Source organism: uncultured Campylobacter sp., assembly GCF_937997405.1.
Classification (GTDB): Bacteria; Campylobacterota; Campylobacteria; order Campylobacterales; family Campylobacteraceae; genus Campylobacter_B.
The window spans coordinates 21023-36683 of sequence record NZ_CALKTL010000182.1 but is presented as its reverse complement, the minus strand read 5'-3'; the positions used below and the strand labels follow the sequence as shown (position 1 = coordinate 36683).

The 15661-nt window shown below is 48.7% G+C and carries 12 protein-coding genes and 1 tRNA gene; 4 read left to right on the top strand and 9 right to left on the bottom strand.

Annotated features, from left to right (window positions below; all coding sequences use genetic code 11):
* Nucleotides 1-251 precede the first annotated feature (251 nt).
* Complete coding sequence (locus tag Q0372_RS09710; RefSeq protein WP_298105374.1) at nucleotides 252-2366, top strand: TonB-dependent receptor; 2115 nt, start codon at nucleotides 252-254, stop codon at nucleotides 2364-2366.
* 272 nt (nucleotides 2367-2638) lie between these two features.
* Here Q0372_RS09710 and Q0372_RS09705 read toward each other — a convergent pair whose 3' ends face one another.
* From Q0372_RS09705 to Q0372_RS09665, 9 genes are all read right to left on the bottom strand, one after another.
* Nucleotides 2639-3370, bottom strand: coding sequence for a hypothetical protein (locus tag Q0372_RS09705; protein ID WP_298105371.1), 732 nt, complete (start codon nucleotides 3368-3370; stop codon nucleotides 2639-2641).
* A 265-nt stretch (nucleotides 3371-3635) separates the two neighbouring features.
* On the bottom strand, nucleotides 3636-3830 hold the full coding sequence (locus Q0372_RS09700; protein ID WP_297882814.1) for a hypothetical protein: 195 nt from the start codon (nucleotides 3828-3830) through the stop codon (nucleotides 3636-3638).
* A gap of 219 nt (nucleotides 3831-4049) precedes the next feature.
* Nucleotides 4050-4289 (bottom strand): hypothetical protein, encoded by a 240-nt coding sequence (locus Q0372_RS09695; protein ID WP_298105368.1) that lies wholly within the window; start codon nucleotides 4287-4289, stop codon nucleotides 4050-4052.
* The gene (locus tag Q0372_RS09690; RefSeq protein WP_298105364.1) at nucleotides 4252-4866 is read right to left on the bottom strand and encodes a hypothetical protein; all 615 of its coding nucleotides are present in this window, start codon (nucleotides 4864-4866) and stop codon (nucleotides 4252-4254) included. The genes Q0372_RS09695 and Q0372_RS09690 overlap by 38 nt, the downstream gene beginning before the upstream one ends.
* 27 nt (nucleotides 4867-4893) lie before the next feature.
* Nucleotides 4894-5847, bottom strand: a complete 954-nt coding sequence (locus Q0372_RS09685; protein ID WP_298105360.1) for a Dyp-type peroxidase — start codon at nucleotides 5845-5847, stop codon at nucleotides 4894-4896.
* A gap of 230 nt (nucleotides 5848-6077) precedes the next feature.
* Nucleotides 6078-6165 (bottom strand) — tRNA-Ser (locus Q0372_RS09680).
* A gap of 398 nt (nucleotides 6166-6563) precedes the next feature.
* Nucleotides 6564-8021: an efflux transporter outer membrane subunit gene (locus Q0372_RS09675; protein WP_298105357.1), complete on the bottom strand. Its 1458-nt coding sequence runs from the start codon at nucleotides 8019-8021 to the stop codon at nucleotides 6564-6566.
* Nucleotides 8008-11166 (bottom strand): multidrug efflux RND transporter permease subunit, encoded by a 3159-nt coding sequence (locus Q0372_RS09670; RefSeq protein ID WP_298105353.1) that lies wholly within the window; start codon nucleotides 11164-11166, stop codon nucleotides 8008-8010. The genes Q0372_RS09675 and Q0372_RS09670 overlap by 14 nt, the downstream gene beginning before the upstream one ends.
* A complete protein-coding gene (locus tag Q0372_RS09665; protein ID WP_298105350.1) occupies nucleotides 11166-12299 on the bottom strand; it encodes an efflux RND transporter periplasmic adaptor subunit in 1134 nt (377 codons plus the stop codon). The genes Q0372_RS09670 and Q0372_RS09665 overlap by 1 nt, the downstream gene beginning before the upstream one ends.
* Before the next feature lie 174 nt (nucleotides 12300-12473).
* On the opposite strand from Q0372_RS09665, the gene thiD reads away from it, so the two are divergent.
* The 3 genes from thiD (at nucleotide 12474) to Q0372_RS09650 (ending at nucleotide 15591) form a co-directional block, all read left to right on the top strand.
* Complete coding sequence (thiD, locus tag Q0372_RS09660) at nucleotides 12474-13574, top strand: bifunctional hydroxymethylpyrimidine kinase/phosphomethylpyrimidine kinase (RefSeq protein WP_298105348.1); 1101 nt, start codon at nucleotides 12474-12476, stop codon at nucleotides 13572-13574.
* A gap of 564 nt (nucleotides 13575-14138) precedes the next feature.
* On the top strand, nucleotides 14139-15290 hold the full coding sequence (locus Q0372_RS09655; protein ID WP_298105345.1) for an MFS transporter: 1152 nt from the start codon (nucleotides 14139-14141) through the stop codon (nucleotides 15288-15290).
* Nucleotides 15291-15399: 109 nt separating this feature from the next.
* Complete coding sequence (locus tag Q0372_RS09650) at nucleotides 15400-15591, top strand: DUF1440 domain-containing protein (RefSeq protein WP_298105341.1); 192 nt, start codon at nucleotides 15400-15402, stop codon at nucleotides 15589-15591.
* The last annotated feature ends 70 nt before the right edge of the window (nucleotides 15592-15661 follow it).

Sequence of the window (15661 nt, the reverse complement as noted above, 5' to 3'; positions counted from 1 at the left end):
CGTGCTGGTAGCTTCTCCCCAGAGGATGAGGGTCTACATAGTATACCTGACCTCATCGTACAGCTCGACGTGGCTTGTCTCATCTGCCGAGAGCTGGGCCTCAATGCTCACTCCATACTCTCGGTCCTCCTCTATCGCCCCTTCTGTAGCGGGCTGATCACGGCGAGCGATGTAAGCGCGGTATGCGGTGAGGAGGTCGTGCGCCTACTTCAGCTACTCATGCGCACCTCGGAGCTCTACATGCGCAAGGTATGGCGATCGATAGCGATTTTTTACGAAGCGTGGAGGTGCACGATAGCGGCGTCTCCGCCAAATACGGCGGATTTACCGGCGGCGTAGTGGAGGCTAAGACGCGAGATCCTCGTTCGGGCTTTCACGGCAAGTTTTCGATGCAGCACACCGAAGATAGTTGGACTAGATACCATATCTACGGCGATGAACAGAGCTTTGAAAACTCCGCTACGCCGCTAAATCAGCCGAGATTCGATAAGTGGATCACTAGGTTAAATTTAGAGGGCACCGTTACCGAGGAACTGGGCTTGATGTTTGGCTACACAAATACTAGAAGTAAAATTCCGCTCAAGGCCTACGACAGAAGATACAACGCAGATACGACCATCACCGAGCGAGTTCAGAGGCGAAATATAGACAACTACTTTCTAAAAGCGCTTTGGTATGCAAGCGACCGCCTAACTATTACGCCTAGCGTAACCTACGCGCCCGAGCGAAACAAGATGTTTAACGACCATGTCAAGGATTCATACGCCGATATGAAATCGGGAGGTTTAAATTTAGCGCTTAAAGCCGACTACGATGGCGATTTTGCTAGATTTAATCAAATTTTATCCTACAGCAAGCTGGAGAGTTCTCGCGATGCAGAGAATGAATATTACAGGGCTTGGCAATACTCAAACGTAAAGAATTGGGGCAGCAAATTTTTATCTGCTTCGGCGATAGAGGGCGGCTTTGGGGATCTCGATCAGACTCAAAAGAGCTTTTCGTACAACGCAGATCTGGAGTTTAATGAATTTGATCTCGGCGGCAGTAAGCATAGATTTATCACGGGCTTTGAGTTTAAAAAGCAAGAGGCTAAATTTAACGTAAAAAAGGAGTTTATGACCGCTGGCGGAATAGCACCGCTACCTGCGGGTGTAAATGCTTGCGATCCGAATGACGAGCTCTGCTCGATAGACGATTCTTTTGCGAGGCGTGGTAGAAGCGGTCAGTTTTTTACGCGAAAAAGCTATTACAAGGGCAATACCAAGGTGGATATGAAAAGCTTGGCGGTTTATTTGGAGGATGAGATAAAAATCGGTAATCTTACCTTGCGACCGGGCGTAAGATTAAATAGGGACGATTATATGAAGCAAACGACTGCGGCGCCGAGATTTAACAGCTACTACGATATTTTCGGCGACGGCGATTCGATTCTTAGCTTCGGTGCAAACCGCTACTACGGACGCAATCTCTTTACCTATAAATTAAGAGAAGGTCGAGAGGGTCTCGCCACTACCTACACGCGCCCGCGCAATGCTTATACGCAAAACTGGACGCAACTGCCAAAAGACCCGTCTCTAACGAAATTTAACGAGCTAAAGGTGCCTTATGAGGATGAGCTGGTATTCGGGGCAAAGCAAAAGCTTGGAAATTTTGAGTTTTTCGGCAAATATGTAAGCCGCAAGGGCAGGGATCAGATCATCAAATCCACGCGAAGGGATCTTGGCCTAGCGCCGAATCCGAACTACCAAAGCAACTATCAAACCTTTACTAATGACGGCAGAAGCGAGAGTAAAATTTTAACCTTCGGCATTAAGACGATCGAGGATTATGAGGCGTTTGGGACGCTAAACGGCTTTGAGCTGGGCTTTGAGCACATCAAGATGAAGACGAACAACACCCTTTACGACATATCGCTTGATAGAGAAACGCTTGAAGATGAAAAGATCGTCGAATACGACGGCAGGCTGATGAGGCTATCGGAGCTTCCGGCGCAGGACTATGCTAGGCCTTGGACTGCAAGCCTAAACATCATCACTAAAATCCCAAGCTACGGCATCAGCGTAAATAACTTTCTATCATTTAAAGGCTCGCAAGAAGCGATCGCTCGCACCGGCAGGACGCCTGCGGGCAAGTATCCTGCTAGATACGATAAATACGAAAAGGTAAATCTCGGCAAAAGCTACAGCTGGGATGCGCGCATCGGATACGCTAAAAAGATGGCGGGCGAGGTGGAATTTTTTACGAATTTAGACATTTACAACGTCCTAAATAAGCGCAACAAAGCAAGACTTAGCAGCGACACCTCGCTCGATCTAGTCTATGAGGCGGGCAGGCAGTTTTGGCTGGAAGCGGGCATTCGGTGGTAGCGTGAGCTAAATTTGCGGAGCTTTTCAAATTTCAGGGCTCCGCGAAATTTCGTAAAATTTTTTGAAATTTAGGGCATTTCGCGAAATTTCAAATTTCGCGCCGCGCGTCTTAAAATTTCGTACTGCGCGCTGTAAAATTTTAGCGTGCGCAAGCCGTAAAATTTTAACGTATGCGAAATTATAAAATTTACGCCCAAATTTAACTTGAAACCAATTTAAGAAGCCGAAACGACTTTTTAAATTTTAACGCCGATATCGTTTAATAGGCTCTTTCATTGAAATATCACAAACTGCTTTTGAAATTTTGACGGGCTAATCTGCCGCTCTTTTAGCATGTAGCGGCAAACTCTTTCAAAGTCCGCCGCACTCATCATAAAACTGATAAATCCGCCCTTTCCGTCATAGATGATCAAAGTATCGATCGCACGGAAGTTAAATTTCCCCTCCGTGATCTTTGAAAAAATCAGCTTAGAGATGAAAAATGGCAAAATCAATGCCGTCAGGCTCATAATAAAAATTATAAATCCTCTAAGGCTTTGTAAAAATCCGGTAAACGCAACGCCTATCACGATGAACGAAAGCACAATGCCTGCGGAATTTCTAGCGGGCACGATATGTCCGAATAGCGGCGTAGCGGTGAGCTTTATGAGTGATATCTCATCAAATTTTATAGATTTCGTGATTTTGCCCTTGTTAACGTAGTTAATGCCCCTATTCGTCAAATGAACAAAGCGCGTATGGGCGCTGTTGAGATAAGACACGACGGCGAATACTACAGGAACAAACGGCGTATAGTATGGGAAAATATCCCCTATATACAGAAACACCGGTACCGCCAAGGGGGCGAAGAATATATTATAAATAAAGAATACTATTATGTTGTAGTCTTTGACGACGAGGGATTTATTGTCAAATTGCGGCGGATTTCCGCGCTCGGCGTCTTGCCTAGGCTGCGACTGCTGCAGCTTTTGCGACTTTTGCGGCTCATCGTTAAAATTTTTCATTAAATTTTTTTGCTCCTGTTTTAAATTTTACCGCTAGTGGCTCGGGCGTTTTGCGGCGCTAAATTTGCCGACCTCGCCGCACGCCTTAGCGATGCAATCCCAAGCAGAGCCCGTCTGCGTCCTTTCAAAATTTTATTTAGTTCAAATTTATCAGTACCGCGTACGCTTGCCGCACCGCTGAATAAAATTTCGAGGTCTTATAGTTCAAAATCAAAGCAATAAAAATCATCCACCTCGCTCCAGAGCTCTTTTAGCGAGCGTCCGTCTATCTGCGGCGCGCCGTAGAGCTCTCGCAGCGTAGCGAAATACCGCTCGCCGCTTGCATTTGCACCCGCCTCGTCCGCGCATCTTTGAAATGAGCAGCGAGATCGGCGTAGGCGATGATCATATACTCTGCGCCGCGTAGGCGAAAGCTAAGCTCGGGCTCGCCGCCCTCAAGGACGCATTTAGCAGCATCCACTCTATAGTTTCAAATGAGTATTTCGACATTTCGCTTCGATCTTAAAATTCTATCGCCGCCGCGACGCTTATTGTGCCGCCGCATATCGCGAGCCGTTTTATTCCGCCAAAAACCCGAAGCGCTCGATCATATCTAAAAGCATATCGGCTCTGCAAATTTCATCATCCAGCAGGTCATCGTATTGATCCCGCAGTCGCTAGGCGCCTTGCGCCACGGGCCCTAGATATTCCTTAGCCTGCGCGAAATCCCCTTCATCACGAAGTATTCGCCTAAGATCACGCGAGCTTGCGTCTTGCTAACCTCGTCGCCTTCGCCCTCAAGTGCTGCTTTTAGGCTCTGCACGCCGCCCTCTTCAAGCCCCCGCGAGAGCTGCGTTACCTTCTGTAAAGCTTCGCATCCATTTTCGCTCCTTTGCAAAATTTTATTTAAAATAATAGAACAAATTTCCGCCGCACTCAAGATCCACGAACTCCTTGCTGTCAAAAAACAGCTTAAATTCCATGTGGCTCAGATATTTAGCGTCCTGCGCTTTCTCTATAAAATTTCTTATCAGCCGCTCTATCTTTCCGCCCCCTTCGCGGCGTGCCGCGTCTTGTCTCGTTAAATAAAAAACTACGGGCGCGTCGGACACCGCTGCGATATACCAAATTTTAAGCGGCGCTAAAAGCTCGTTTCGGTTTCGCAGCAGCTCCTCTACCGCGCCTTGGATCAGATCGGTGCGGATCTGCGACTCGAAGGACTCGACCGAGATATAAAAGCTCTTAAGTCCGTTTAGTTTCTCGAAAAGCGGCGTGCGGGCAAGGTAGTGCTCGATGCACTTTTTATCAGTAATTTTTGCGGCATCTTTATCGAAGCGAAGCACGATCTTAAGCCACGCCGAGTCCCTGCCCGCGCCGTAAAACGCGCTGATTACTCGAGTTTTAAATTTAGCGTCTATGAACTCTATCAGACCCCTGACGTTTTCACTATTTTTGACTTTGCCCTCTATGATCTCTTTACAGCGCCTGCTTTGATACGGGCTTAGATCGCAAAACATCGCGCGCCTTTAAATTTAAAGCTAAATTTACTCTGCGCTATAAGCCTGCAGCATATCGAAGGTCGGAGCGAAAAAGAGCGCGCCCGTCTTTGCGGTGCTGAAATCCAGTAGGCGGTCGTAGTTGCCCCGCGGGCGGCCGATAAACATACTCTCAAGCATCAGCTCCAGCGTACTGAAGGTGCTTGCGTAGGCGATGAAGTAGGTTCCCGTCTCGCCGCCCTGCATAAACGGCATATTGCCGCGCACGACCTTTTTGTCGTCGCCTACGTTGGCTGCGGCGGAGTGAGAGTTGCTAGGCTTAATCTCCTCGCTCATCTCGATATCGTTTTGCTTGGATCTGCCGATGACGCGCTCCTGCTCGGCTACGCCCGCGGCGTTCCACGCGCTCATATCGTGGATATATTTTTGCGTAAAAAGATAGCTACCGCCCTTGTACGCCGCGTCCTCGTCGCCTACCTTGGCGAAAAAGTCGCGATCTGCGCCCTGCGGGTTTTCGGTGCCGTCCACAAAGCCGATGATAGCGCGCCCGTCGTAGTATTTAAAGCCGCAGATCTCCTCCTCGCACGTCGCGACGTCCTTTAGCGCGGCTCTGATCTCGCTTGCCATATCGTAGCAAACGGCTTGATTCGCCGCTCTGATGTGGATATGGATATCGCCTCCGGTGGCGGGCGCAGCGTGTTTATCGCCTCTAATCTCTTCGAAATTCTTTAACTCCTTCGGCAAAGGCTTCGGCAAGCCGAGCATTTTCCACGCCTCAAAGCCCACGCCCAGCACGCAGCTTGTTTCGCTAGCCGCGCCGAATCTCGTAACGGCGGTCTTGTTTAAATTTATTACCAGAGCGCAAAGGCCCTCGAAAGCCTTTTTGCAGGCGGTCTTGTCTGCACCAAAGCGCCAGATCATAAATACGGTGTTGTTGCCGGGTGCGTCGGTTACGTTTTGGGATTTTGCGTGCGCACAGGCGCAACTTTTTTCTTTACTCATTTTATCTCCTTCAAAGTAAAATTTAAAGGGAATTTTAGCGCAATATCGGTAAACAGCAGGCGCAGAGATAGAATTTAGGCGGCTTTGGGGTTTGATTTTCGGTGGAGGAAATTTTATCTTTGATCGTTAAATTTGTGGCGGCAATGGAATTTTGGCTTTAAATTTATAAAATTTACGTCGAGTGGGAAAGCGAAATTTCAGAGCTTTGCGGGGATGAAATTTTAAGATAGTGGCAGATGGGAAGGGATTCGAACCCTCGAAAGCTTGCACTTTACACGCGTTCCAGGCGTGCTCCTTCAACCGCTCGGACACCCATCTAAATTAAAAGTCGCGATTATAGCGAAAATCTAAAATTTTGCCAAATTCCGTTTTGGCGCGCAATCCGTTTTGCCTTTAAATTTAAAACGCAGCGCTTAGAATTTTACCGCAGCGTTTGGAATTTTATCGAGCTGCTTGTAATTTCGCCGTGCTGCCTAGAAATTCTACCACGCCACGAAGCCCGGCCGTTTTGCGCTTCCTAGCCGAACGGCGATTTCACCTTGCTACGGATATTTTAAAATTTAGATTATCTTTGAAATTGGAATTTGCCGCTCGCCGCAGGGCTAAATTTAAAAAGCGCAAGCAGATTTTTTAACGATCCGCTTGCGCCGTAAAAGCCGAGCTGCGCTTTGAATTTACGGGTATTTTAAAATTTTGCGCCGCCCGTAAATTTAAAGCTAATTAAAAATTCTATCCTTCGGGAAGGTGGACATATTGGGCTGCACGTCCTGCTCGGCGCCTAAAAGCGCCTTTATTTCGCTATCTTCTATACTAAAGCCGCCGCCGAGCGCCTTGTAGGCGTTTACCGTCGCGCTTAGCACGTCAAGATCTGCCTGCACTTTATTTAGCTGCGCGCTAAGTAGGTTTCGCTGCGAATCCAAAAACTCCAGATGGTCGCTGTAGCCCGCCTGATACCTGCTTGAGGCGTTTGAATAAATTTTGCTCTGCGAAGCGACGAGATTGGCGAGGCTTGCCTGCCTTAGTTTGGCGTTTTGCACGCCTACAAGCGCGTCGCGAACGTCGCCGAAAGCGGTTTTAAGAGCTTTGTCGTATGCGATGAAGCTCGCGTTTTGCTCTAAATTTGCAAGCTCTACGCGCCTTTTTTGGCGGCCGAAGTCAAGTAGCGGCCCTACGAGCGAGCCGCCGATGCTCCACGTGCTCGCGCTTGCGGTAAACAGCCTGTCGAACTCGCCGCTTGTGTATCCCGCCGAGCCGGTAAGCGAGAAGGTAGGGAAGTAGCCTGCCTTGGCGACGCCTACTAAGAAGTTGCTCGAGCGCAGATTTTCGAGCGAGCTTGCGACGTCGGGGCGATGTAGGATCACGTCGCTTGGGATTCCGCTTGGGATCTGCGGCGCGCTAGGCATTTTCGCGGCGGTCTGCGCCGTACCGCGTAAAATTTCATCGTAGCTCTTGCCCGTTAGGATATTTAGCGAAGTTTGAGCCGCGGAGAGCTGATTTTGCACGCTTATGAGGCTTGCCTCGGCGCTTTGGACCGCGGCTTTGGCCTGATAAAATACGATCTCGCTAACTGCGCCTGCATCGAGCTGCTTTTTGCGGTAGTTTTGCGTATCTTGATAGCTTTTTAGGCTGTCTTTTAAAATTTTCTCCTGCTGCTTTAGTGCTAGTAGCGTAAAATAGGTCGTCGCAACCGTGCTAGTAATCGTATTTTTGGCGGTTTCGTAGTCGTATTTCGTCGCATTAAATCGCGATCGCGCCGAATCTACGCTGTTGCGCACGCGCCCCCAAAAATCGATCTCGTAGCTTAGCACGGCGCCGATCTGATACGAGCCATGGGAGTTGCGATCGGGCCGGTTGCCGAAATTATTTTGGCGTACTGCGCTGCCGCTTAAATTTACGTTCGGCAAATATTCTAGCTTATTCAGTCCCAAATTTACGCGCGCATACTCGACGTTATTCAGTGCGGTTTGCAGGTCGGAATTTTGCTCCAGCGCGCTTTGGATCAGGGCGTTTAGCTGCGGATCGTTGAAGCTTTTCCACCACTGCGTGCTAACGTTAGTGCTTGCGTAATCCGCCTTAAAGCCGGTTTGCTTTTGCGGCGTAACGGGCTTGAAATTGCAGCCGCAAAGTAAAATTCCAAGCGTCAAGGCGCTTAAAAGAGCATTATTTATTTTCATCGTTCACCTCGTTAGTTTGGACTTTTTTGCCGCGTCTATCAAGCCAAGCGTTGAAGCTTTCGAGCAGGTAGAAAAACAGCGGCACGAAAAAGATCGCGATAGTAGATGCCGCGAGCATTCCGCCTACGACGCCGGTTCCTAATGCGTGGCGGCTAGCAGCGCCCGCGCCGGTAGCGATAACCATCGGAAGCACGCCGAGACCGAACGCAAGGCTCGTCATCACGATAGGGCGGAACCTCATCTTGGCGGCCTCTACGGCAGCTTCAGCGATAGGGCGGTGGTTGTTTAGGTGCTCGTTCATCGCAAATTCCACGATCAAAATCGCGTTTTTCGCCGCCAGACCGATTAGAAGCAAAAGTCCGATCTGAAAATATATGTCGTTATTCAGCCCGCGGAAATATGTAAACACGAGCGCTCCGAATACCGAAAACGGCACGGCGGTAAGCACGGCAAGCGGCATGAGCCACCTTTCGTATTGAGCCGCCAGGATTAAAAACACGAAGATCATTCCGAATACGAATGCCTGCGCGCCCTTGCCCGTCTCGCTGACCTCTTGATACGCGGAGCCCGCCCAGCCGATAGAATATCCGCTAGGAAGCTCCTCTTTTATAACCTCTTGGATCGCTGCAATCGCCTGACCCGAGGTATAACCCGTGTTTGGCTCACCCATAATCTGCGCTGCTGGGAAGGCGTTAAATCTATTAACGGAATCAGGACCCAGCGAGCGCTCAAGTCTCACTAAAGAATTTAACGGTATCAGATCGCCACTAGCGCTGCGGACGTAGAGCGATTTTAGATCGTTAGGATCGTCTCTGTAGTTTTGTGTAGCGCGGATATAGACCTTAAACGTGCGACCCATAAGGTTAAAGTCGTTGATGTAATACTGCCCGATGGTGGAATTTAGCACGGTGAAAATGTCGGCTATCTTAACGCCTAGCATTTTTACCTTCTCTTTATCTATATAGAGCTTATACTGCGGGAAATCGGTATCCAGCGTCGTTCGCACGAGCTTTAAAGCGGGGTGTTGATTGGCTTTGGCAGTTACGCGATCCATATCGGCGCGAATTTCATCGTAGCTCTTGCCAGTCGTGCTTTGCGCGTAGAGCTCAAATCCACCCGTAAGCGAAAGACCCATAATAGGCGGCGGCGTAACGACGTAAGTCATCGAGTTGCGATCCGCGCCATAGAGCTGCCCGTTTAGCGCGGCGGCTAAGGCGAAGTTGGAATTTTCATCACCCGGGCGATCTTTCCAGTCTTTTAGCTTCATAAAAAAAGCTCCCGCATTTTCTCTAAGCGCTCCGGCTAGCATATCGTATCCCGTGATTTGGGTTATATCTTTTACGTTTGGATACTTTTTAGCGATGCTTGCGATGAAATCCTGATCGGCTTCCGTCCTAGGTAGAGTAGATGCAGACGGAAGCGTAGTCATCGCCATAATCGAGCCTTTGTCCTCGTTAGGCACCAGGCCGCTAGGAGTGAGTACAAGAAGCTTCACCATCGCATAGATGATGATGCCCACAAAAACGAGGCTGATTAGTACGTGGCGCAAAACCATGCCGACGCCTGCGGCATAAATTTTAGTTGAGATGCTAAAAAGATTATTAAACCATCTTATAAAGAAAAACGCCTCGGATTCCTTTTTTTGCAAGATTAGAGCGCAAAGTGCGGGTGTTAGTGTAAGGGCTACGAAGCCTGAAAAACATACCGAGGCTACGAGCGTTAATGCAAATTGCCTTTGCATAACCCCGGTAAAGCCCTCCATAAACGCAACCGGCACGAAAACCGCTGAGAGCACGAGCACGATCGAGATGACGGGCGCCACGATCTCGCCCATCGCTTTCGTGGTAGCTTCTTTGACGCTAAGATCCGGCTCCTCGTGCAAAATTCTCTCCACGTTTTCTATTACAATGATGGCGTCGTCCACGACGATACCGATAGCAAGGATGAGTGCGAAAAGGGTGATTAAATTTATAGAAAATCCGAAGGCATAAATTCCGATAAACGCGCCGCAGATCGATACGGGCGCAGCAAGCGTCGGAATGATCGTTGCTCTAAGATTGCCTAAGAACATATACATAACGACGATGACGAGAATTAACGCTTCAATGAAAGTATGAATGACCTCTTCGATCGAGACCTTTACGAAGCTAGTCGTATCATAGGCGACGTCGTAGGTCAGCTCTCCTGGGAAATTTGGTTTAAGTTCGTCTATACGCTTATTTACCGCTTCAACTACGGCTAGAGCGTTGGCACCGCTTTGCATAAAGATAAGCACAGGCACCATCTCTTTACCGTTAAATTTCGCCGATATATTGTAGCTTGCGCCGCCAAGTTTGACATCGGCGACATCTTTTACGCGCAAGAAATTCCCATCTTTTTGCGCGCGTATGATGATATTTTCAAACTCCTCGACGGTTTTTAAACGACCCTCAGGCTTGATCGCATAGACGTAGGGATTGCCCAAATTCATCGGCTGCTCGCCCATCTTACCCGCGGCGTATTGGCTGTTTTGCTCACTTATTGCGGCGATTATCTCGGCAGTCGTAACGTTAAATTTCTTAAGTAGCTCAGGCTTAACCCAGATCCTCATAGCATAGTCTTTCGTACCCAAGGCCTGAGCGTCTCCGACGCCCGGTACACGCTTTAGCTCATCTACGACGTTGATAGCTACGTAGTTTTGCATCTCTACGACATCCATCTGTTCGCTAGGATCGTAAAACGCAAGCACTTCGAGCATCGTACTGCTACGCTCGGTGACGGTTACGCCATAGCGGCGCACCTCGTCGGGAAGTAGTGTAAGGGCTGGCGTGACGCGGTTGTTTACATTGACTTTTGCATCTGCTGGATTTGTGCCGATTTGAAAGTATACGTTGATACGAACGTCACCAGAGGAGCTTGCTGAGCTTTCCATATAGATCATATTTTCAACGCCATTGATTGCGTTTTCAAGAGGGGCTGCGACGACGTCGGCGATCGTTTGCGCATCCGCGCCGCTATATGTAGCGCTAACGACGATTTGCGGCGGCGTGAGTTGCGGATACTCCTCGACCGAGGAATTTTTAAGAGCCAAAACGCCCGCGATTACGATGATGATCGAAACGACGCAGGCAAAAACGGGGCGGTTGATGAAAAATTTAGAAAACATTATTTCCCGCTTTCCGAATTGCTCTGAGACGGTTGCTCGTTAGGCTGCCCCGCTACGTAAGGATCGGTGCTTGCGGGTACGGGAGTGACCTTGGAGCCCACGTTGATCTTTTTAAAATTATCCAAAATAATCTGATCGCCGTCTTGCAGTCCGCTTGAGATCGTCGCCGTACGGGTATCTTGCGCTGAAATTTTGACCACCTTTTTAGCGACCTTTCCGTCTTGCACGACGTAGACTATGGTGTTGCTAAGATCTTGCTTGAGCGCAACTTGCGGAATTTTAAAGCCGTTTTTCTGATAAAAGCCATCGACGCTTACTTTAGTAAAAACGCCTGGGCGAATTTCCAAGTTTGGATTTGGAATTTGCGCTTTGGCGCTGACTGACGCTGTGTTTGTATTGATGACGCTATCGATGAAGCTTAGCGTGCCATTGTAGTCCTTGCCGCCGAGATTTATGCTTACCTGACGTCCCAGCTGTTTCCATTGCCCGTTTCTCAAATTTGCATCAAGCTCCAGTCTATCGACGTCCGCGATACCGAATTCCACGTCGATCGGATCAAATTTAGAAAGCCTAACCAGATCCTCGCCCACGCTTACGTACGCGCCCACGTCCTTTTGCGTATCGCCCGCCATGCCGTCAAAAGGCGCGGTTACAAGCGAGTGGTCAAGATCGATCTTGGCGCTTTTAAAATTTGCTTCGGCTACCATAAATGCTGCTTTTGCGGTGTCGAAGTCCTTTTGAGAGATCGTGTTGCTAGCTTTTAGCGCTTTAGCTCTTTTGTAGTCTGCCGAGGCGTTTTGCAGATTAGCGTTTGCGCTGTCAAACGCCGCTTGGTAGCGCGAGCGGTCGATCTCGTAGAGCACGTCGCCCTTTTTGACGCTACGACCAGGCTCGAAAAGCTGCTTTTCGATGGTGCCCGAAACCTGCGGCTTCAGCATTATCTCAAGCTCGCTTACGGTCTGTCCGTTAAATTTCAAAATTATTGGCACGTCGGCAGATTTGGCGATAAATACGCCGACCGGCAGCGCGGGGGTCTCGCCGCCTTGCTTCGCGCCGCTTTCCTCCTTTTTTTCGAAATAGGAGCAGCCCGAAACTAAAAACGCTGCGAAAATCAAACTGGCGACTTTTTTCATGTAATTTCCTCTATTTGGGTTAAAATTTTGCATTTGTAATAGTTATTACGAATAAATTATAAATTATAATAAAAACTATATAAATAAAACTTAAATTTAGCCCGTAAAATAATATATCGGACGGAATTATAGCGGAATTTCGATATAATCGCGCTAAAATTTTAAAGGCTTTTTATGAAAAGAATTCTTACTATCGCGGGTTCTGATAGCGGCGGCGGCGCGGGCATTCAAGCCGATATCAAGACGATAAGCGCGCACAAGATGTTTGCTATGAGCGCTATTACGGCGCTTACGGCGCAAAATTCGCGTGGCGTATTCGGCGTGCTGGACATTTCGCCAGATTTTGTGGAGGCGCAGCTCGATGCGATTTTTAGCGACATCTTTCCGGACGCCGTTAAAATCGGAATGATCTCCAATGAAAGGGTTGCCGAAACCATTGCAAAGAGCCTGAGCAAGCACGGCGCGAAAAATGTCGTCTTAGATCCCGTGATGGTAGCCACCAGCGGCGGAGTTTTGATGAAGCAAAGCGCGCTGCATGCGCTAAAATACAAGCTCGCCCCCGCCGCGGAGATCATCACGCCTAACGTGCGCGAGGCCGAGGTTTTGGCGGAGATGAAAATTTCAGGCTTAGCCGATATGCGAGCCGCGGCAGTTAAAATCTCGCAGTTTTTCGGTGGCGCGATTTTGATCAAAGGCGGCGATCTCGCCGGTGCGAGTGAGACTTGCGGCGCAGCGGGAGCGGATACGGCGCGAAATTTTAAAGCTTTTGGGCGCGAGATGGGCGAAAACGGGGCGCTCAAAAATTCTGCGGGTTTGACGGAGCGTCCGAATTTTGCGAGTGAAAACTTTACTAGCGAATGCAAAAATTTAACTGCGAGCGCGGAGCCCTCTTTTGAACAAAATTTATCCGCAGCCTCCCTAGGCGCTGGTTTTAAACCGAGCGGCGAGGGAGGGGATTTGACAAATTTAGCGATCGATATTTTGTACGAAAACGGCAAATTTCATGAGTTTTCCGCATCCAAAGTAGCTACGAAAAACACCCACGGTACGGGCTGCACGCTCTCAAGCGCGATCGCGTGCGCGCTGGCGGCGGGGCTTAGCCTGCCCGCAGCCGTCGTCCATGCCAAGGGCTTCGTGCGCAGGGCGCTTGGCTGGGATGAACAGATCGGGCACGGATGCGGCGCGATAGATCATTATTTTACAGTCCAAAGCCCATTCGACGCGGACTTTGGCGGATCTTGCGCGAACGAAGTTAAAATTTCAAGCGCTCGTTGAAATCCCCGCATTCGTAAAATTTCAAAACTCCGCTGCTATTAAATTTAACCTAGCGGCACAAGATCGTACAAATGGCTCGTCGCGACTTGTGATAAACGGCGGAATTGCGTGGCTAAAAAGCGTGTTGCGGGAGTAGTGCGCTTAAAATTTTAGTTGATTTTTAGACACCATAATCCGCGTAGAATTTTAAAGAATTTTTGAATTTTATTGTAGGGTTCGTGCTGCAAGTTAGAGCTTTCCTTATTTGCCTTATGCTATAGCTCTGCTTCGTGGCATTGTTAAATTTGCGTTATTTCTTATAGGTCTTTATGCGCGAAAAAAGTGGATTATAAATATAAACTAGTCATTCATTCACTACTCGCGTTGCTGCCTGCCTTCGCCCCTTCAAGGTAGATGCATCACATTGTATGCCGACCATAGCGCTATACTTGCCGCAGCATTGCGTCCCCGCTGCGAATTCGCGATCCATTCCTTTCGTCTCATATTTGCTGAGTTCGCTAAAATTCCAAATTTTCTAGCAAAAGAGTTATAATGGCTAAAATTACGTAAATTTAGGAATTTAAAATGCGCTGCAAAAAAGGACTACTACCCTTAATCATCGCCTCGGGGACAATCTCTGCCGCAGATAACTGGATCGCATCGCTACTACTACCTAGCATCGCAGATACGTTTGGGGTGCAGGTAAGCGCCGCCTCCGCAGTTTTGACGGCATATCTGATCCCCTATGGCTTACTTCAGCCGGTTTACGGACATCTTAGCGATCGCTACGGCAGAGGTAAAATTTTAATCTCGCTAATGCTCTTTTTGGCGATATTTACGCTTCTTTGCTCCACTGCAAAAAGTTTAGCGTGGCTTGTTTTATTTCGCTTTTGCACGGGATGCGCGGCAGCGGGTATAATCGCTGTCTGCCTCGGCGTTATAGGCGATGCATATGACGATAAGTATAGACAAAGAATCGTAGCGATATTTCTGGGTTCGGTATTTTTAGGGCAGGGGCTTAGTGCGGCTTTAGGTGGATGGGCGGTGGCTAGATTTTCTTGGAGGGAGATATTTTTAGCCTTTTCTGCGCTGTCTGCGGTATCTTTCGTATCACTATTTACGCTAAATTTCAAAGACGCTCCGAAAAGCGGAGGCGAGAGCTTCGTAAAATCCCTAGCCAGCTTGCGCGGCGATGCTGCGCTTTTGAGAAGCTATTTTTTGGCTTTATGTAACGGCGTAATTGTGCTCGGGGCGTACTCATTCATAGGCGCTTATCTACTTAAAAAGCTGGGCTTGAGCTCAAATTTTGCCGGAGCCTGCCTTATGCTTTACGGCGTCGCTTGCTTTTTGGCAGGAAATGCTGCTAGATATTTAAAAGAGAAGTTGCCGCCAAAAGAAATTCTATCCCTCGGCTTTTTGGCGTCCGCTTCGGCGCTGTGCCTTTTGGCGAGTTGCTTCGTTGCCACCGCATATGTAGGGACGTTTTTGCTGGGATTTGGCTATGTTTGCGCGCAGTCGGTCCTAGCAAGCGCAGCGCTTCGTTGCGGCTCCGCCAAAGGTCTATCCTCTGGGATCATAGGCACGGCAATATTTTTCGGAGGTGGTATCGGTACTGCCGTAGGTGGCAAGGCGCTTGAATATTTAAGCTACCAAGGGCTATTTTGCGGCTTTGCCGCGTTAGCCGCCGCGCTGCTGATTTTTTACCGTGCGAACTTTAAGGGCACGCGCGAAATTTAATGCTCCGCAACAATAGCAGAATTTAAAATTAAACACACTTCGCTGCCGAGAAATTTTATAAAATTACGCTATTTCAGGGCATCGCATTGGCATCGTCATAAATATCGCGGTGCATTGCATCACGCTACCGCTTTTAGGACTTACGCCACCGCTTTTTCAGCTTCCGTGGTATGAGCACGTTTCGGAATTTTTCGGGCACGCGGTTTGGTTTTGGGCGATCGAAGTATTTCGTCGCGATCTACGAAATCGCGTAACGGGTGAGCCCGATCTCGCGGACCGCTCGGGCGCTTCGCTCTTCTAGCTAAATTTGGAATTCCGCTCCGTTTAGTGCGGAATTCCATCATTTTTTATAAACGCAGTAAAATCACGAT

Excerpts from the sequence above, each read along its gene's own strand:
- Q0372_RS09705 (WP_298105371.1), bottom strand. The coding sequence starts at position 3,370 with ATGAAAAATTTTAACGATGAGCCGCAAAAGTCGCAAAAGCTGCAGCAG.
- Q0372_RS09710 (WP_298105374.1), top strand. The coding sequence starts at position 252 with ATGGCGATCGATAGCGATTTTTTACGAAGCGTGGAGGTGCACGATAGC.
- Q0372_RS09675 (WP_298105357.1), bottom strand. The coding sequence starts at position 8,021 with ATGAAAATAAATAATGCTCTTTTAAGCGCCTTGACGCTTGGAATTTTA.
- thiD (WP_298105348.1), top strand. The coding sequence starts at position 12,474 with ATGAAAAGAATTCTTACTATCGCGGGTTCTGATAGCGGCGGCGGCGCG.
- Q0372_RS09685 (WP_298105360.1), bottom strand. The coding sequence starts at position 5,847 with ATGAGTAAAGAAAAAAGTTGCGCCTGTGCGCACGCAAAATCCCAAAAC.
- Q0372_RS09670 (WP_298105353.1), bottom strand. The coding sequence starts at position 11,166 with ATGTTTTCTAAATTTTTCATCAACCGCCCCGTTTTTGCCTGCGTCGTT.
- Q0372_RS09655 (WP_298105345.1), top strand. The coding sequence starts at position 14,139 with ATGCGCTGCAAAAAAGGACTACTACCCTTAATCATCGCCTCGGGGACA.
- Q0372_RS09690 (WP_298105364.1), bottom strand. The coding sequence starts at position 4,866 with ATGTTTTGCGATCTAAGCCCGTATCAAAGCAGGCGCTGTAAAGAGATC.
- Q0372_RS09665 (WP_298105350.1), bottom strand. The coding sequence starts at position 12,299 with ATGAAAAAAGTCGCCAGTTTGATTTTCGCAGCGTTTTTAGTTTCGGGC.